This window comes from Arthrobacter sp. SAFR-044, assembly GCF_059414985.1.
Genome location: NZ_JBPFDN010000003.1, coordinates 202,090 through 219,803, shown reverse-complemented (window position 1 = coordinate 219,803; position 17,714 = coordinate 202,090). Strand labels below are relative to the sequence as shown.

15 protein-coding genes are annotated in these 17,714 nt (G+C 66.8%); 3 read left to right on the top strand and 12 right to left on the bottom strand.

Going from position 1 to position 17,714, the window contains the following annotated elements; all coding sequences use genetic code 11:
• Positions 1-188: 188 nt before the first annotated feature.
• The gene (locus ACR65J_RS06055) at positions 189-818 is read left to right on the top strand and encodes an AmiS/UreI family transporter (RefSeq protein ID WP_440166992.1); all 630 of its coding nucleotides are present in this window, start codon (positions 189-191) and stop codon (positions 816-818) included.
• On the opposite strand, the gene ACR65J_RS06050 is transcribed toward ACR65J_RS06055, so the two are convergent.
• The 3 genes from ACR65J_RS06050 to ACR65J_RS06040 form a co-directional block, all read right to left on the bottom strand.
• Positions 811-2,286, bottom strand: coding sequence for an APC family permease (locus ACR65J_RS06050; RefSeq protein ID WP_440166991.1), 1,476 nt, complete (start codon positions 2,284-2,286; stop codon positions 811-813). The two genes, ACR65J_RS06055 and ACR65J_RS06050, sit on opposite strands and share 8 nt — an antisense overlap.
• Positions 2,287-2,389: 103 nt before the next feature.
• On the bottom strand, positions 2,390-3,763 hold the full coding sequence (locus ACR65J_RS06045; protein WP_440166989.1) for a flavin monoamine oxidase family protein: 1,374 nt from the start codon (positions 3,761-3,763) through the stop codon (positions 2,390-2,392).
• A gap of 11 nt (positions 3,764-3,774) precedes the next feature.
• Positions 3,775-4,119: a cupin domain-containing protein gene (locus tag ACR65J_RS06040; RefSeq protein WP_440166987.1), complete on the bottom strand. Its 345-nt coding sequence runs from the start codon at positions 4,117-4,119 to the stop codon at positions 3,775-3,777.
• A 156-nt stretch (positions 4,120-4,275) separates the two neighbouring features.
• Between ACR65J_RS06040 and ACR65J_RS06035 the strand changes: the two genes are divergently transcribed.
• The gene (locus ACR65J_RS06035) at positions 4,276-4,872 is read left to right on the top strand and encodes a TetR/AcrR family transcriptional regulator (RefSeq protein ID WP_440166985.1); all 597 of its coding nucleotides are present in this window, start codon (positions 4,276-4,278) and stop codon (positions 4,870-4,872) included.
• Between the two features lie 85 nt (positions 4,873-4,957).
• Here ACR65J_RS06035 and ACR65J_RS06030 read toward each other — a convergent pair whose 3' ends face one another.
• From ACR65J_RS06030 to ACR65J_RS06015, 4 genes are read right to left on the bottom strand one after another with little or no spacing between them, the layout of a single operon-like run.
• A complete protein-coding gene (locus ACR65J_RS06030) occupies positions 4,958-6,451 on the bottom strand; it encodes an aldehyde dehydrogenase family protein (RefSeq protein ID WP_440166983.1) in 1,494 nt (497 codons plus the stop codon).
• Entirely contained in the window at positions 6,448-7,977 is a 1,530-nt protein-coding gene (locus ACR65J_RS06025; protein ID WP_440166982.1) for an alanine/glycine:cation symporter family protein, read from the bottom strand. Before ACR65J_RS06025 ends, ACR65J_RS06030 begins: the two co-directional genes overlap by 4 nt.
• A gap of 3 nt (positions 7,978-7,980) precedes the next feature.
• Positions 7,981-8,874 (bottom strand): 4-hydroxy-tetrahydrodipicolinate synthase, encoded by an 894-nt coding sequence (gene dapA, locus ACR65J_RS06020; protein WP_440166981.1) that lies wholly within the window; start codon positions 8,872-8,874, stop codon positions 7,981-7,983.
• Positions 8,875-8,930: 56 nt separating this feature from the next.
• The gene (locus tag ACR65J_RS06015) at positions 8,931-10,316 is read right to left on the bottom strand and encodes a protoporphyrinogen/coproporphyrinogen oxidase (RefSeq protein WP_440166979.1); all 1,386 of its coding nucleotides are present in this window, start codon (positions 10,314-10,316) and stop codon (positions 8,931-8,933) included.
• Positions 10,317-10,623: 307 nt separating this feature from the next.
• On the opposite strand from ACR65J_RS06015, the gene ACR65J_RS06010 reads away from it, so the two are divergent.
• Positions 10,624-11,304 (top strand): GntR family transcriptional regulator, encoded by a 681-nt coding sequence (locus tag ACR65J_RS06010; protein ID WP_440166977.1) that lies wholly within the window; start codon positions 10,624-10,626, stop codon positions 11,302-11,304.
• A gap of 97 nt (positions 11,305-11,401) precedes the next feature.
• Here ACR65J_RS06010 and purU read toward each other — a convergent pair whose 3' ends face one another.
• From purU to ACR65J_RS05985, 5 genes are read right to left on the bottom strand one after another with little or no spacing between them, the layout of a single operon-like run.
• Complete coding sequence (gene purU, locus ACR65J_RS06005) at positions 11,402-12,298, bottom strand: formyltetrahydrofolate deformylase (protein WP_440166975.1); 897 nt, start codon at positions 12,296-12,298, stop codon at positions 11,402-11,404.
• Between the two features lie 3 nt (positions 12,299-12,301).
• Positions 12,302-13,717 (bottom strand): L-serine ammonia-lyase, encoded by a 1,416-nt coding sequence (locus ACR65J_RS06000; protein WP_440166973.1) that lies wholly within the window; start codon positions 13,715-13,717, stop codon positions 12,302-12,304.
• The gene (locus ACR65J_RS05995) at positions 13,717-14,367 is read right to left on the bottom strand and encodes a sarcosine oxidase subunit gamma (protein WP_440166972.1); all 651 of its coding nucleotides are present in this window, start codon (positions 14,365-14,367) and stop codon (positions 13,717-13,719) included. Before ACR65J_RS05995 ends, ACR65J_RS06000 begins: the two co-directional genes overlap by 1 nt.
• Positions 14,360-17,302, bottom strand: a complete 2,943-nt coding sequence (locus ACR65J_RS05990) for a 2Fe-2S iron-sulfur cluster-binding protein (RefSeq protein WP_440166971.1) — start codon at positions 17,300-17,302, stop codon at positions 14,360-14,362. Before ACR65J_RS05990 ends, ACR65J_RS05995 begins: the two co-directional genes overlap by 8 nt.
• Positions 17,299-17,703 carry a sarcosine oxidase subunit delta gene (locus ACR65J_RS05985; protein WP_142070553.1) on the bottom strand — a complete coding sequence of 135 codons (405 nt, stop codon included), beginning with the start codon at positions 17,701-17,703 and terminating at the stop codon, positions 17,299-17,301. The genes ACR65J_RS05990 and ACR65J_RS05985 overlap by 4 nt, the downstream gene beginning before the upstream one ends.
• Between the last annotated feature and the right edge of the window lie 11 nt (positions 17,704-17,714).

Here is a 17,714-nt window from a genome sequence, read left to right as displayed (position 1 = left end):
CCTCTGTGCCGAAACGAGGGACGGCGCAAAAGCAACGTCGCCTCATAGGTTTACTCTTCAACTTATCGGATTACGACCGGGGACCAGTAGGCGGGCGGCGCGACCGCCGCTAATCTCCATAATGTGACACACATATTCCACTCTGCGAGAGTTTCTGTCCGGTCCAACTGCATTGGGAAGACGCTCTGATGCCGTTCGTATGCCTGCTTCTCTCCGGGGCGGCGCTGCTGGTCAACGGGCTGGCAACGATCGGAAGTCTCCCCCGCCGCGACGCCGCAACCTTCAGCCTGCTGCTGGGCGGCACCCAGCTGTTGCTCGGCGTCGTCCACCTTTCCACTGGCAGTACCGGCACTGAACACCTTTTGACGGCAGCCGGCATGTTCCTGTTCGGGCTGACGTACGCCTACGCCGGGCTGGATGTCCTGCTGGGGCTGGGTTCGAAGGGCCTGGGCTGGTTCTGCGGCATGGTGGCATTCTTCGGCCTGCTCCTGGCGGGCGCGTGGCTCGCTGCGGATCCGCTGCTCGCGGTGCTCTGGGTGTGCTGGTCGGTGCTGTGGGGGTTGTTGTTCGCTTCGGCTGCATTCGGTGCCGTGCGGCTGGACCCGTTCATGGGCTGGGCGCTGGTCCTGGCGAGCCAGGTTACTGCCACGGTTCCGGCATTCCTGGGCCTGGCCGGGGTGTGGCCCCGCAGCGCCTGGGCGGCCTGGTTGGCATTGGTCCTGGTGGCTGCACTCTTCGCCACTGCACGCGTGCTGGCCCGGCGCGGACTTGGCAGTCTGCGCCGGGCCAGTGAAGGAGAAGCCGTAAGCGCTAGGTAAGCGCGTGGCCCAGGCTGGCCGCGTGATGGCGGCGCTCGATGGCGGACTCCACCAGCACCCCCGCCACGAAGACCACGGGCACGGCGGCCAGCAATGCAATGGCTGTTTCAGCGCTGCCGCCGATCAGGGCCGTGAAGTTGCTGACCACGAGGAACAGGACCCAGGCGAGCAGCACCGTTGCCAGGACGGGGGCGACGCGGGTCTGCCACAGTTGCGCCCCTGCACGTTCACGGCGGAAGAAGCTGACCACCGCCACCGAGCACAGCATGTACAGCACCAGAAGTGCCGCCACCGCGAGTCCGCTGAACCACGAGAAGAGGGTCAGGACGGGGTCCAGGGCCAGCATGGCGAAGGGAAGCACCAGGACGACGGCGATGGCAGACTGGACCCACGCGGCGACGGCAGGTGCGCGGTGCCGGTTGGTCCGGGCCAGCACGGCGGGCATGGAACCGTGCAGGGCCAGGGAGTGCAGGTAGCGGTTGATGCCGTTATGGAAGGCGATGATGCCGGCGAGCAGCGAGGTGACCAGCAGGATGCCCGCCACGACGCCTGCCCATGGTCCGAACAGCTCCACCAGGGGACCGAGCACGAAGGAGGTGGCGTCGCCGGATTCAAGGGCCGCCCCGGCAGCGTCCATCACCTGGGACGGACCGTAGTAGCTGACCAGCATCCAGGAAATGAAGGAGAAGAAGACGGAGATGACGCCGACGGAGAGGTAGGTGGCGCGGGCAACCGTGCGGTGCGGGTCCTTGGCCTCGGCCGAATAGATGGCGGTGGATTCGAAGCCGAACATGGAGGCTACCGCGAACATGATGGCCACGCCCGGCGCCCCGGCGCCAATGGCTTCCGGTGAGAAGGACGCCGCCACGCTGATGCCTTCCGGACCGCCGCCGTGGAGCAGGACGGTGAAGCCGAACAGCAGCAGGATGGCCACCTCGAGTCCCACCAGCAGGGCCAGCACGCGGGCACCGAGTTCAATGTTCAGGGAGCCAAGCACCTGCACGCCGGCCATGGTGGCCAGGGCGAGCAGCCACCATGGAACATCCAGCCCAACGGTCGCCAGCAGGCCGGAGAACGCCGCACCATACAGGCCGTACATGGCGGCCTGGATGGTGTTGTAGGCGAGCAGGGCCAGCCATGCAGCGCCGGCGCCGGTTTTCCGCCCGAAGGCCGCGGTGACGTAGGCGTAGAACGCGCCGCTGGCCTGGATTTTGCGGCTCATGGCCACGAACCCGACCGCGAAGATCAGGATGACGATACCCACGATGAGGTACGCACCCGGCGCCCCGGCGCCGTTGCCCAGCGCTGCGGCCAGCGGTGAGGCGCCCACAATCCCCGTGAGGGGCGCCTGCGCCGACAGGACGAAGAAGAGGATGCCCATCACGCCGACGCTGCCTGCGCGGAGTGCCGTTGAATGCTCCTTGGCCGGAGCGTCAGTGGTCCGGGGCTCGGAATTCGAAATACTCATTTGATCCTTCTTAACGGTCATGAGTTCGGGAAAATTGCTGTGGAATCCAGCTTGGCAGCGGGGCGCCGAAGCCCTTTGTCCACCAGCGACGAGTTGTTGTTTGTCAGCGCAGTGCAGGATTTCCCGGCATTGGCTTCTGGACGGCGGGGCGGGCGGCGGATCGGGGGCCGAGCAGCGATGCGGCGTCCAGTGCCGCTTCCATGCCGCTTTCAATGGCGCCGTCGATGAAGCCGCCCCAGCCGTTGGCGATGTCTGATCCGGCAAAAGACACGTTGCCGTGCCTGGACTGCATCGCAGCCAGGTGGTTACTGAGGAAACCCGTCCGGTGCATAGGCCAGGTCTCCCCCGCCAGCGGGTCCGCCACCCAGTCATGCGTGGCCACGTCCAGCACTTCAACGCCGGGCACCAGCCGGGCCAGCTGCTCCTGGACTGCCGCTGCATCCGACGCGTCAATTTTTGTTGCATCGGGGCCGAAGCCGACGACGATCGTGTCGCCGTCGAGCGTGTACTCCGCCTGGAAGAAGTTCAGCGGCCAGTGCGCTTGTCCCAGCGCCACGAAGGGGGCATGTTCGCCCCGCAGCCGGATCCAGGCCTTGACGCCCTTGGACACCTGTCCCAGCCGCGCCCCTTCCTCCTTGGCCGGCGGCAGCGGCGGCTGGAAGTCGATGGTTCCCAGGACGGGAAGGGGGACCGTGACGACGGCGGCCCTGGCACTGATGGTCCGGCCGTCCACGCTCCGGAGGGTGACGGTCCCACCGTCGTCCGTCATGCCTTCAACGGCGAAACCAAAGTCGACGGCGGCACGGGAGTCCTCAAGGATGGCCTTGGCGAGCGCGGCGGTTCCGCCCTGGATCTTGTACGTGGCGCATGCTTCGAAGTTGACGGCCCAGTCACCGTTGGTCAGGGCCACCCACCGCAGGGCCTGGGTCAGCGCGGCGTTCTCGAGGGGGCCGTTAAAGTTCAATGCCCAGAAGGATTCGAGGATGTCGCGGGCCGCTCCGGGAGGAAACTGGTCCCGGATCCGGTCCTGTACGGAGACGTGGTCGATCTCCTTGAAGGCGTCACGGGCCAGTGGTGCGAATGGCTCGGGGAAGTAGTTCCGCGACTCCTTGATGAATTCGCCGTTGTACTTTCCGATCAGTTCCAGCAGGGTGTCCGGCGAACCTTCCCGGCGGCCGCCGTCGGCCCACCAGAAAGCCCGCTGGGGCTCCGGGCTGGCAACGGTGCCGATGCCATACCGCTTCAGTTCCGCCCATACGTAAGGCTGGGTCCAGTGGACCCATGTGCCGCCGATCTCCAGGTCGCGGCCCAGCCGGTGGTCCAGCCAGGTCCTGCCGCCGATGCGGTCCCGGGCTTCGACGATGCGGACTTTAAGGCCCTGCCGCGTGAGCTCGCGGGCGGCGGTGAGGCCGGCGAAACCGGCACCTACAATGACGACGTCCAGGTTCTGCCCTGCGCCGCTGTTTTCCTGTTCCATTGCGCAGCTTCCTAGGAGTAGACGAAGAATTCGACGGTGGGGGCCAGAACGGCCCACCTGGTGCGGGCGCCCTTGTTGAAGGAAGCGGCGCCGCCCGCGGTGAGGTCATACGTATCCCCGTCCTCCACCTCGATCCGAAGGTGACCGTCGAGGATGTGGATGGTCTCGTCGGCTTCCATGACGAGGTCGAAGGGTTCGGGGGCTTCTGTGGGAGTGACGTGCCAGTAGCCGCAAGCCAACGCCGGCCTGTCTCCTTCGCCAAACCGGCGGACCCACTGCACGTGGCCAAGCTCAAAGGGCTCGTTCTTGCCGGGGTCGAGGAATGAGGCTGTGGTGAAGGCAGGGACTGTTGACATGGGAACTCCAAGGGGAAGGGCGGCGACTGCCGGAATTGAATGATGATGTCGCCGGGGCTGTGACGGGCCTCACGGCGTGAAGCAATCTAAGCAATTGCTTAGTTTTAAGTCAATAGGCTGCATTCCACCTCACCCCGGCTGGCTAGAATCGTCGTCATGACGCCTTCTGCCACCCGCAGCGCTTCCTCCTCGAAATACGGCACAGGCCGCGAATCACTCCTGCGGGCAGTGGTGGATGTGGTGGCGCAGAAGGGCCTGCGGGGACTCACGTACCGTGCGGTGGCCGAGGCGGCGGGCGTCAACAACAGCCTGGTCGCCCACCATTTCGGGACCCGGGACTCGCTGATCGGCGCAGCGCTGCAATGGTCCTCCGAGCAATCAATCGCCGCCTCACGGCTGCGGGATGCGGCGGCGAACGGCGGCACCTTCACCGATGCGCTGCTGGAGCTGCTGCTTGAAGATCCGGGGCTGCAGGTGTTCCAGTACGAGATGATCCTCGAGGCCCGGCGCCGCCCGGAGCTGGCAGGACCGGTGGCCGCTCTGTATGAAAGCTACGTTGGCGCGCTGTCGGCGGGGCTTGAGGCTTTCGGCGTCCAGGGTGACGTCCGCGTGGTGGCCCGCTCGCTGTTCGCCGCGCTGGATGGACTGGTACTGCAGTACCTGGCGGGCGTGGGGCGGGAGGAGATCGCTGCCGCCCTGGAGGAGGTGCACCAGGCGGTTCTCCTGCGGCGGGGTAGCACCGCGAGCAGTTAAAGCTGCCGCTGGAGCATTGCTGCTTAACGCACTTCTGCCGTGACGCGAACAGCGCCACGGCAGAAGTCCCTGAAAATGAAGCGCGTCAGCCGCGGTTGTACATCACGTGCTTGGTGCGGGAGAAGTCCTCCAGGGCATAGCTGGACAGGTCGCGGCCGTAACCGGAGCCCTTGAATCCGCCCCACGGCATTTCAGTGGCGATGACCAGGTGCGAGTTCACCCAGACCGTGCCGAAATCCAGCTTCCGGGGAACGGTCAGCGAGCGGGCAGAGTCCCTGGTCCAGACAGAGGCCGCCAGTCCGTAGATGGTTTCGTTGGCCCGGGCAACGGCTTCCTCATCCGTGCTGAAGCTCTCCACGGACACCACCGGCCCAAAGATTTCCGTGCTGGCGATCGCGGCGCCGGGCGGAACGTCCGTGACCACGGTCGGTTCGATGAAGAAGCCCGGCCCCTCGATGGCGTTGCCGCCCACCGCGATGGTCAGGCCGTCCTTGCGCACGTCGTCCAGCGCGGCGAGGACACGCTCGTAGTGCGCGCCGGAGATCATGGAGCCGATCTCGACGTCGGTCCCCGCGCCGGGGGTGCCGACAGAGATTTCGCTGACCTCCCGCACCAGCAGGTCGGTGAATTTCTCCGCCACCGATTCGTGCACCAGGACCCGGCATGCCGCACCACACTCCTGGCCGCCGTTCCAGAACCCGGCACTGCGGACCCCCTTGGCAGCGGCCTCCAGGTCGGCGTCGTCAAACACCACGACGGGCGCCTTGCCGCCAAGCTCCAGGTGCACCCTCTTGACCGACGCGGCTGCACCGGCGGCCACTTTCTGGCCGCTGCCCACGCTTCCGGTGATGGCCACCAGGTCAACGTCGGGGTGTTCGGAGAGCCGGTTGCCCACCACGCGTCCGGGGCCGGTCACGATGTTCACGACGCCGGCGGGAACCTCACCGGCGATGAGTTCGGCCAGCTTGAGCGTAGTCAGCGGTGTCTGTTCGGACGGCTTAAGGACCAGGGTGTTGCCGGCGCCCAGGACCGGGGCGATTTTCCAGGCAGCCATGAGCAGTGGGTAGTTCCAGGGGGTGATGACGCCCACCACGCCCACCGGTTCGCGGTGGATCACCGAAGTGTGGTTCTCCGCGTAATCGTCAGCACCGATGGTGCTGAAGGCGCGGGCGGCGCCGGCGGAGAACCGGAAGGTGTCGATGGCGCTGGTGATGTCGTCCTCCGCCACCGCGGCGGGCTTGCCGGTGTTGGCGGATTCCAGGGTTTCGAACAGGTCCCGGTTGGCTTCGATGATGTCCGCGATCCGGAGGAGGACTCCGGCACGGTCCTTCGGCGTCTTCGCCGCCCACGCTGCCTTGGCCGCCACAGCTGCGGCGACGGCGGCGTCGACGTCCTCGACGGACCCGGCAGGCACCCGGGTGAGGACCGCCCCGGTCGCCGGGTTCACGACGTCGACCGTTGCCTCCGACGTGGACGGAACAAACGCGCCGCCGATGAACTGGCCAAACGGGGGAAGGGACGGCACGGGCGGGTTGGCCGCCCTGCGAACGGTGAACAGTGCAGTGTCAGTGGTGGTCATGGCTTGTCCGGGGTCCTCTCGGTGGACTGGCTGGCGTGGTGGAGTTGATGGTGGTGGTGCTCGACGGGAACCGGCTGCTCCCAGAAGTCGGCACCATCGATGCCCAGTGCCTTGGGATTGAAGGTGGGGTCCAGGCCCAGCTTCCGTTGGCGTTCGTAGTCCTTGTAGATCTTGCGGACCAGCGGGAAGAGGAAGGCCAGGCAGATGAGGTTGACCCAGGCGATCAGGCCCAGGCCGATGTCGCCGGCCGCCCAGACCACCTGGGCGTTCACGATGGAGCCGACGAAGACGATGGCCATGGTGCCGATCTTCAGGACGTTCTTCCAAAGATGCCCTGGCCTGCCGTCCAGCAGGTAGAGGAGGTTGGAGTTGGCCACGTAGAAGTAGGCCAGCAGGCAGGTAAAGCCGAAGAGGAGTACGGCAACGGAAACGAATCCCGCTCCCCAGCCCGGAAGCAGCGTGTCGATGGCTTCCTGCACCCAGTTGGCACCAACGGGAACGCCCGGGATGTTGTTGACCAGGAAACCGCCGGAACCGTCCGCGACGTTGTACTTGCCCGAAACCACCATCATCAGGCCGGTGGCCATGCAGATCAGCAGCACGTCGATGTAGATGCTGAACGTTTGCACCAGGCCCTGCTTGCCCGGATGGGAGGTGCGGGCCGCAGCTGCGGCGAAGGTGGCCTCACCGAGGCCGTTGGATGAGGCGAAGACAGCCCGGCGCACGCCCCAGGCAATTGCGGCTCCGGCGATGCCGCCCATGATGGGGTGGACACCGATGGCGGACTGGAAGATCAGGGCAACGGCGGCAGGGACACTGCCAATGTTGATGCCGATCACGGCCAGCGCAAGGACCAGGTAGCCGATGGCCAGGACCGGCACCAGGGCCTGGGTCACCTTCACCAGGCGGGTGGTGCCGCCGAAGATAACCAAGGCGATCAGGACGGTGACCAGCACGGCGGGAATCCAGCTGTCCAGGCCGAACGCCAGCTTGGCGCTTGCGGCAATGGTGTTGACCTGCAGGCCCGGGAAGACAAAGCCGTAACCGATGACGCCCAGCACTGCCACGAGAGCGCCCACTTTGGGCAGCTTCAGGCCGTACTTGATGTAGTACGGCATGCCGCCGATGTCCTCGTTGGCACTGCGGCGGTCCTCGTCCTGGACCTGGCGTTTGAAGGTTTGGGACAGGGCCGCTTCGGCGTAGCCGACGGTGCAGCCCACCAGGCCGGTGATGGCCATCCAGACGAGGGCTCCGGGGCCACCGGCGCCGACGGCCGTGGCAACGCCCGCGATGCTTCCGACGCCGACGCGGCTGGCCAGTGCCAGGACCAGGGCCTGGAAGGAGGACAGGCCGCCCTCCCCGCCTTCGCTGTCCCGCAACTGGCGGAGCATGTCCGGGATGCGGCGGAACTGGATGCCTTTGGTGGCGATGGAGTAGGCGACGCCGAGGCCCAGGACCACGTAGGCCATGGGCGCCCAGATGGCGTCGGAAACGGCGGACAGGAAGGCTCCGAAATCGGTATCCATGGCTTATCCGACAGTCTGGTACAGGGCGGACAGGGCTTTCTTCACGCGTCCCAGGTCCCCGGCACCGAGGTCTGCCGTGGGACGGCGCGGGGATCGGGCGGGAACGCCCTGCAGGGTCAGGCCTGCCTTGATGGCGGGGATGAACGGCACCGAGAGGAGCGCGTCAATCACGGGGTAGACCTTCTTCCACTGCTCCAGTCCGCCCTGCAGGTCGCCTTCGGCGATGCGGCGGCTGACATCGACGATTTCAGCCGGGACCACGTTGGCCGTGCCTGCCATGACACCCGCTGCGCCTTCGACGAGGGCGCTGTAGAGGTAGACGTCCCAGCCGATGAAGGTGCCGATGACGTCCGAGTGGTGGTGGATCAGCTGAAGTGCCTGTTCCCAGTTGGCGCTGGAGTCCTTGATGTAGCGGATGTTGTCCACCTCCTCGGCCAGTGCCCGGACGGTGGCCGGATCCAGGTTCACGCCGGTGACAGCCGGGATGTTGTAGAGCATCACCGGAATGGTGACGGACCGGGCCACGTCCTTGATGTAAGTGACCGTTTCCTCCAGGGTCAGCGGCTCGTAGTACGGGGTGACCAGCATGAGCACGTCGGCACCCAGCTTCTCGGCGGCCCGGGACAGGCGGATGGCCTCGGCGGTGGAGGTGGCACCGGTGTTGGCGATTACCGGCACGCGGCCGTTGGCCTGGTTGATGACGGTCTCGATAAGCAGCAGGCGCTCTTCCGAGGACAGGGCGCCTACTTCGCCGGTGGAGCCGGCGGCGACGACGCCGTCCACGCCGCCGTCGATGGAGCGGTCGACGATCAGCTTCAAAGTCTCGACGTCGAGGGTTTCGTCCTGCTTGAAGGGGGTCGAGAGCGCGGTGAGGACACCGCGGAGGTTGTTGGACATGGAGTGTTTCCTTACTTACGTGCGTGGGATCAGTGGACTGATGAAACGGTGGATGGTCAGGCGACGATGGACAGGCCGGCCTGGGGCGGTGCCTGGCGGTGGGTGGCAAGGACGCTGGCGGCTTCCTGGGCTGCGGAGAAGCCGGTGGTGATGGAGCTTTCGGTGTAGAGGGTTCCGAGGTAGTCGCCGGCCAGGAAGACGCGGTCGGCTCCGCGCATCAGCGTGGACTGGATTTTGGCGCGGCCGGGGAAGCAGTAGGGGGACGCATTCTTCCAGCGGTCCACCTTGGCCTCGACGACGCTGTCGGCGAAGCCGTGGCCCAGGACCTGGTCAAGGTCGGTCAGGTGGGTCTTAATGACGTCCTCTTCGCTCTTCTCCAGCAGCGCCTTGCCCAGGCTGGCCGGGGAGAACGTCATGAAGCTGCCGCCGGGCTTCCGGACGGATTCGGTGCCGCGGACGATGCTCGCCTGGTTCAGGGCGATCGCGAAGGAGCGCTTCGGTGCCGCGATGGCGTAGATGTCGTCCCAGGGCCGGGCCGTGGTTTCGTTGGTCAGGAACGCTGTGCTGACGTGCGGGCCGTACTTGATCTGGCTGAGTGCACCGCGCAGGTCATCCGGGAGGTCCACGCCGACCTTGTGCGAGACGTCGGCGGTGGTGGCGAGGACAACGGTGCGGGCCTCGACTTCGCGGTCGACGCCGCCCTGGCGGTACCGGACCACGACGGATTCCTTTTTGTGGACTACTTCGTGGACCACGGCGCCGAGCTCGATGCAGTCCCCCATGGCCGCCGCAATGGATTCCGTCAGCGTGGACGGGCCGCCAACGATGCCCCGGCTCAGCCCTTGGCCAAAGCCAAGGACCAGGCTGAAGTAGCCGATGCCGGCACCGGCGGAGATCTGGTCCATGTCGCCGGCAGAACGGGTGACGGTGGTCTTGAACAGGGCTGCCGCATCTTCAGAGAGATTGCCGATGAAGTTCTGGAAAGAGGTGTTGTTCTCGAAATCGTAGATGCGCTGCTGCCGCATGGCACCCGACTCCCCTGCCCGCTTTCGCACCACTCCGGTGTACTTGGCCACTCCACTGACGACCTTCAGGCCGGCCCGCATGGTGTCCACACGGGAGGTGAGGGACATCGGGATGCGGAACGGGTAGGTGGCGATGTGCCCCTTCTTGATGAACTTGCCGTTCATGGACAGGCCCTGCAGAGACCCGGGGATCTGGACCGCCATCACGCCGACTTCGTTCAGCAGCGCGTCGGTGGAGGATCCGGCGCCGGCAAAAACGTGGCCGCCCCAGTTCAGCCAGTAGTCACCCCGGCGTTCGGAGCGGATGCGGCCGCCCACGCGGTCCCCGGATTCCAGGACCACTGTGTCCCAGTGCCGGAGCCGCCAGGCCGCCGAGAGTCCGGCCAGGCCGCCGCCAACGATTACTGCGTCTTTCATGATTGCCATTCCTTAGCTGTTGTTGGATGTGCATGGTCACCGGAGCCGTTGCGGTGGCTCCGGCAAGGGTTGTGCGGGAGGAGCTGATGCGGAGCCTGTGGCGCCACCGCGGGTGGCGACAGGGCAGGAGGTCGGAAGCTTGCACCCGTCCCGCTGGGGATGTTTGCGGGGGATGCTGGGTCGATGTGACATAAACCACCATAGGATGTGATCACAGATCACACAAGACCCTAAAAGGATATTTTTCTGCGCGGCAGGCCGCCCCGGCCGCAGCAAGGGCTGGTTCTCCCGGCCGTATATTGGACGGGTGGTCATATCCAAGCGCGCCGAGCCCACCCTGCTGACCGACCAGGTCTATGCGATGATCCATGCCGCGATCCTCAGCGGTGAACTGCCCGCCGGATCACGGCTCAAGGTGCGCGACCTCGCCGAGCAGGTGGGGACAAGCGTCATGCCGGTCCGCGAGGCCATCCGCCGCCTGGAGGAAACCGGCCTGGCGGAGCGTGAGCCGCACAAGGGTGCCGTGGTCAAGAGCCTCAGCCTCGAGGAATTGATCCACGTCTATGACGTGCGCCGGCTTCTGGAGACCGAAGCTGCGCGGCTGGGCAGCGAGAGGATCACCCCGGAGGACTGCGGGAGAATGCAGTCCGAGTACGAGCTGATGCGCAAAGCCATCGACGAGCGGCAGGTCATTGCCCTCCTTGACCATGACGAGGAGATGCTGGCCATCCTTTACCAGGCGGGCGGCAACCCGGTGCTGCTGCAAATGATCAGGGCCCTGTGGCAGCAGTGCCGCGCCTACAAGATCGTCGGCGCACAGGGCTCCCTGGACGCCGGTGACGACGATTCCCTGTGGCGGTACCAGCAGGACCTGGTGGCCGCTGCGCGGAACGGGGACCCGGCGGCTGCCGCAGCCGTCAACGACGCATCCCTCCGCGATGCCAGCGAGCGGATCAAGGCCCGCCTCGCCGAGCAGGGCAGCGCCTAGTGCCTGGCCCGGGAATGGCGCAAGGATCGGGCAAACAAAAGCGCGGCCGGCCGCCCGAAGGCAGCCAGCCGCGCTGACAGTGTTTAGTTGAGAACCGCTAGCGGAGCACCACGGTGCGGTTGCCCTGCAGGATGACCCGGCCCTCGCAATGCCACTTCACGGCATTGGAGAGCGCCTTGCATTCGGTGTCGCGGCCGGCGGCCACCAGGTCCTCGGGACCGTACGTGTGGTCCACGTCCACCACCTGCTGGGAGATGATGGGCCCTTCGTCCAGCTCGGCGTTGACGTAGTGCGCGGTGGCGCCGACGGTCTTGACGCCGCGCGCGTAGGCCTGGTGGTAGGGCTTGGCGCCCTTGAAGCTGGGCAGGAACGAGTGGTGGATGTTGATGGCCCGGCCGTCCAGCTTCCGGGTCAGGTCGTCGCTGAGCACCTGCATGTAGCGCGCCAGCACCACGAGTTCGACGTCGAGCCCGTCCACGAGTTCCATCAGCGCGGCTTCCGCTGCGGGCTTGGTCTCGGCCGTGACCGGGATGTGGTGGAACGGGATGCCGTGCCACTCGACCAGCGCCTGGTGGTCCCGGTGGTTGGACACGACGGCCACAATGTCCACGGGCAGTTCGCCGATCCTGGCGCGGAAGAGCAGGTCGTTGAGGCAGTGTCCGAACTTGGACACCATGATCAGCACCTTGCGCTTAGACCCCCGGCGCTCCAGCTGCCACCGCATGCCGAACTTTTCGGCCACCGGGGCGAAGGAGGACCGCAAGACATCCAGCGTGGACTCATCCCCCTCGGAGACGAAATGCACGCGCATGAAGAAGTGGCCCTCGGTGCGCTCACCGAACTGCTTGTTGTCGATGATGTCGCAGCCGTGTTCCAGGAGGAAACCGGACACGGCGTGCACAATGCCGGGCCCTTCCGGGCAGTCAAGGGTCAGGACGTGTTCCACGGTGGTGGGCGTCTTGGATGCGGGGATATGGGTTTCAGTCACGGTCATGGCTCAGCACTCGATCACATTCACGGCGAGGCCTCCTCGGGAGGTTTCCTTGTACTTGGTTTTCATGTCGGCTCCGGTGTCGCGCATGGTCTTGATCGCCTTGTCCAGCGAGACCTTGTGGCTGCCGTCCCCGTGCAGGGCCAGGCGGGCCGCGTTGATCGCCTTCACGCTGGCGATCGCATTCCGCTCGATGCACGGGATCTGCACCAGGCCGCCCACGGGGTCGCAGGTCAGGCCCAGGTTGTGCTCGATCCCCACTTCGGCGGCGTTCTCCACCTGCGCAGGCGTCCCGCCGAGCACTTCACAGAGCCCAGCCGCGGCCATTGAGCAGGCAGAGCCCACCTCGCCCTGGCAGCCCACTTCGGCACCGGAGATGGAGGCGTTCGTCTTGAACAGGATTCCGACGGCGGCCGCCGTCAGCAGGAAGCGGACCACACCGTCGTCGTCGGCTCCTGGAACAAACTTCACGTAGTAGTGCAGGACGGCCGGAACGATTCCCGCGGCCCCGTTGGTTGGGGCCGTGACGATCCGCCCGCCGGCGGCGTTCTCCTCGTTCACGGCCAGCGCGAACAGGTTCACCCATTCCATCGCCAGCAGCGGATCTGCCGGTGCCTGGACGGGCGACGGCGTTGCTGCCGCGGCTTCGGCGGTGGCGGCCGAGGCCGTCAGGGTGCGGAACAGGGCGGGCGCCCGCCGGGTGACGTTCAGCCCGCCGGGCAGGATGCCCCCTGCGTTGCAGCCGTTCTCCACGCATTCGCGCATGACGGCCCACAGCCCCAGCAACTGCTCGCGGAGTTCCGCTTCACTGCGCCAGGTGAGTTCGTTGGCCAGCATGACGTCAGAGATGGACATGCCTTCGCGGCTGCAGATCTGCAGGAGTTCATCCCCCGTGGAGAACGGGTACGGCAGCACGGTGTCATCCGGCACCACCTTGTCCGCGCCCTCGGCGTCGCCGTCCACCACGAAGCCGCCGCCGATCGAGTAGAAGCTCCGCTCGCTCAGGACGGCACCCGCGTGGTCCAAGGCCCGGAACGTCATGCCGTTGGGGTGCGCGGGAAGGGACTTGCGCCGGTGCAGCACCACGTCCTCTTCCCAGTTGAAGTCCACCCGGTGGCTGCCGGCGACGTGCAGTTCGGCGTTCAGCGCGGCGGCAGCCACCTGGTCGTCGGCCGTGAAAGTGTCCACGGTCTCCGGTTCAAGGCCCTGCAGCCCCAGGACCACTGCCTTGTCGGAACCGTGCCCCCGCCCCGTGGCGCCCAGGGAACCAAAGAGTTCAGACTGGACGCGCACGGTGGCGGCCAGCTGGCCATCGCCCTTCAGCCCGTCCGCGAACAGCTTCGCCGCCCGCATCGGGCCCACCGTGTGTGACGACGAGGGCCCGATGCCGACGGAAAAGAGGTCAAGGACGCTGAGCGCCATCAGGGGACCTCTGGCGAGGCGTACTCCCGCATGGCGTCCAGCAGCCACCGGCCCAGGAACTCGGCGAAAGAGGCACGAGGGAAGATCCTGAAGGACTCGTCACCGGTCTTCCACAGGATGGCCGGAATGTTCGCAATTTCCGTGGAGAAGGCGGTGCCGGCCTTGAAGACCCGCGGGTGCAGGTCCAACGAGCAGCCCTTTTCGAGGACGGCGCGGGCCCGGGGGCCCGTCAGTTCGAACGTGGTCCGGTTGGCGGACAGGTCCACCACCTGGCCCGCGTCGCCGCCCAGCGCGTCCCGGAGCGCAGGGATGAGGTCACCGCCCAGGGATTCGTGCGCCTCGGTGGGCGCCACCACCAGGAACTCGGCGGGCCCGAGCCACAGGACGGACACGTCGCCGTTGCCGGCCACGGCGCCGGAGCCAGCGGGGAGGCCACCGGTGACACCGGCCAGGCGCTCCGCCGCGGCGGAGCCTGCCAGCGCCCGGAGGCCCACCATGGTCAGGAAAGGCACCTCGGAAATTTCAACGGTGCCGGCCAGGGAGCCGGCCGCGAACTCGTCCGCCAGCTGGCGGGCCGGGCTGACGCGGGCGGCGAGGTTCTTTTCGGCGTTGGTCTTGGCGGAGGTCGGGGATGCTGCTGTTTCAGCCATCTTTACGGGTCCCTTCAGAGTCAAAAAGCACTGTTTCTGCGACAACCACGTCCACCAGCTGGTCGCCGGCGGCTGCCACCAGCGTTTCGCCGATGCGGTTGCGTCCGTTCTTGATCAGGGCCAGGCCGAACGACCGGCCCAGCGCTGCGCTGTGGTAGCTGGAGGTGACGAACCCTTCCATCGGCACGGGGCCGTAGGCGGGGTTGGTGGAGCGTCCCTTTTCGACGAGCTGGGTGCCTTCGGGCAGCCGCAGCGTGCCATCCACGGGGAGGACGCTGACCAGGTGCTTGCGGTCCTCACGCTGGGCGTCCGCACGGGTGTAGGAGCGCTTGCCGATGAAGTCCTTGGCCTTGGACACGATCCACTCCATGCCCGCGTCCTGCGGGGTGACAGTGCCGTCGGTGTCCTGCCCGACGATCGGGTAGCCCTTTTCGGCGCGCAGCACGTGCATGGTTTCGGTGCCGTAGGGGGTGATGTTGAACTCCGCACCGGCAGCAGCAACGGCTTCCCAGGTGTTGAGCCCGTACCAGGCCGGCACATTGATTTCGTAGGCCAGTTCACCGGAGAACGAGATCCGGCAGATCCGGGCCCGTACGCCGGAGGCGAGGGTGGTCTCGCGGAAGGTCATGAACGGGAAGGCCTCGGCATCCAGGCCGCCGTTGGCAGCCAGTTCCGGTGCCACCTTGGCGATGACCTCACGGGACTTGGGCCCGACGACGGCGATGGTGCTCCACTGTTCCGTCACGGAGGTGCACTGCACGTCCAGTTCCGGCCACTCGGTCTGCAGCCATTCCTCCAGCCAGTCCAGCACCTTGGCGGCGCCGCCGGTGGTGGTGGTCATGAAGTAGGTCTCGTCGTCGACGCGGAGGGTCACGCCGTCGTCGAAGATCATCCCGTCCGGGGTGCACATGACGCCGTAGCGTGCCGAGCCGGGCGCGAGCTTCTTGAACGCGTTGGTGTACATCCGGTTCAGGAACTCTCCCGCGTCCTTGCCGCGGATTTCGATCTTGCCCAGCGTGGTGGCGTCCATGAAGCCCACGGACTCGCGGACGGCGGCGCATTCGCGCAGCACGGCAGCGTCCATGTCCTCCCCGGCCTGCGGGTAGTACCAGGGCCGCTTCCACTGTCCGACGTCCTCGAACAGCGCGCCCTTGGCTACGTGCCAGGGGTGGATGGACGTGACGCGGGCGGGGTCGAACAGTTCCCCGCGCTGGCGTCCGGCCAGTGCCGCGAAGGCCACCGGGGTGAAGGGGGCGCGGTAGGTGGTGGTGCCGATGTCTCCGATGCCGCGGGAGGCTTCTCCGGCGGTGCGCAGGGCCGCGGCGATGACGCCGATGGCGTTGACGCCGGAGGTCTTGCCCTGGTCGTTGGCGGTGCTGATGGAGGTGTACCGCTTGATGTGTTCCACCGAGCGCATGCCGGCTCCGGTGGAGCGGAGGACGTCCGCCACGGACTGGTCGCGCTGGAAGTCCACGAAGTGGTGGTGCCAGTCGTCAGGGGTGCCGTTCTCGCCCGGTACCAGCCACAGCTGGCGGGTGGGGGCGGATGCCTTCGGGTCGCCGAACACGGAGGGTTCGACGGCGGATTCGAAGCCTGTGGCGATGGCCGCCCTGGCGCCGGCGGAGATGCCCTCCGCGACGCAGTCTTCGGTGGCGAAGGAGCCGCGGCCGGAGCCAATGGTCTGCTGGGCGGGGACCTCGGTGCTGGGCACGAAGGCTGCCAGCTCCTCGTCCCAGCGCAGCTTGCCCTGGCGCTGGGAGTGCAGGTGTACCAGCGGGCTCCAACCGCCGGACACTGCCAGCAGGTCTGCTGAGATCTGCTCGACGCCGGAGGTGAGCTCGCCGTCGTCGTTGATGCTGCGGACGGTGACGCCGTCCAGCCGGCCCTCGGCGCCTGCGGAAGTGTTGGCCACCGCGCTGCCGATCAGCACCCGGATCCCGGATTCGACGGCGGCAGTCGCCACGGCGGTCAGGGCCGGACGGGCATCCACCACGGCGGCGACCTTGACGCCGGCGGCGGCCAGGTCGGCAGCGACGGCGTAGGCGCTGTCATTCGTGGTGCTGATGACCACGCGCTTACCGGCAGCCACCCCGTAGCGGTTCAGGTAGCTGCGTACGGCGGAAGCGAGCATGATGCCGGGGCGGTCGTTGTTCTCGAACACCAGGGGACGCTCGTGGGCTCCCGGCGCGACAACCACCTGGCTGGCACGGATGTGCCAAATCCGCTGGCGGGAGACACCCGGGGCGGCCGGGCTGGAAAGGTGGTCGGTGCGGTTCTGGACGGCGATGACGTAGTTGGCGTCATAGGCGCCAAACGCGGTGGTGCGGTTCAGGACCGTGGACTCGGCGCCGGATACCAGCTCCGCTTCGACGTCGGCCACCCATTCCAGGGCAGGCTTTCCCTCGATGGTCTCGGCCAGGCCGGTAGCCGTGGAACCGGAGAGCAGCGAGCCGCCGAGCTCGGGCTGGTCATCGAGCAGCATGACCCTGGCACCGGTACGGACAGCCTCACGGGCCGCGGCAAGCCCGGCGGGACCACCGCCGATCACCAGGACGTCGGTGTGGACGTACTTCTTGTCGTATTCGGCGCGGTCATCCTCCGGGTCCAGCTTGCCCAGCCCGTTGAGCAGGGTGGCCTGGAGGCCGTCCACCAGGGAAACGGTGGTGGCGGGCAGCATGGATTCGGCCACGTGGCCGGGAAAGCGTGCTTCCACACGGACCAGGGCGTTGGCTTCTTCCACCCCGGCGGACATGATGCCGCGGGGGCGGTCCTCGTAGAGGGAGTTTCCGGCGGCGATGCGGCCGTTGGCCAGCAGCGCCGAGGCAAGGGTGTCACCGGGGTGGCCGGTGAACTCCTCGCCGTCCACGGTGAAGCGCCAGGAGATGGTGCGGTCGATGCGGCCGCCGGTAGCCAGGCGGGCGTTCTGGGAAGTCACTTGGTCGCTCCTTCCGGGGCGGTGGTGCTGAGGATGCTCGTGGTGGAGGTGCTGGGTGCGGCACTTCCCGTGGTGGTGCTGTCAGGGCCGGTGCTGGCGGTCCCGGTTTCGGGTGCGCCGTCCGGGGAGCGGTCAGGCCGCTTCGCCCCCATCGGGTAGACAGCCTTGATGTCGTAGCTCACGGTGTCGCGGAGCATGTTGAACCACTGGCGGCAGCCCGTGCTGTGGACCCAGCGCTCGGCGAAGATGCCTTTGGGGTTCTCCCGGTAGAAAAGGTAGCGGGACCACTCCGTGTCGCTCAGCTCGTTGGGGTTCTCGGGGTACGGGACGTGGGCCTGTCCCCCGTAGTGGAATTCGGTTTCGTCCCGCGGGCCGCAGTTGGGGCATGGGATCAGCAGCATGTGCGTTAGTC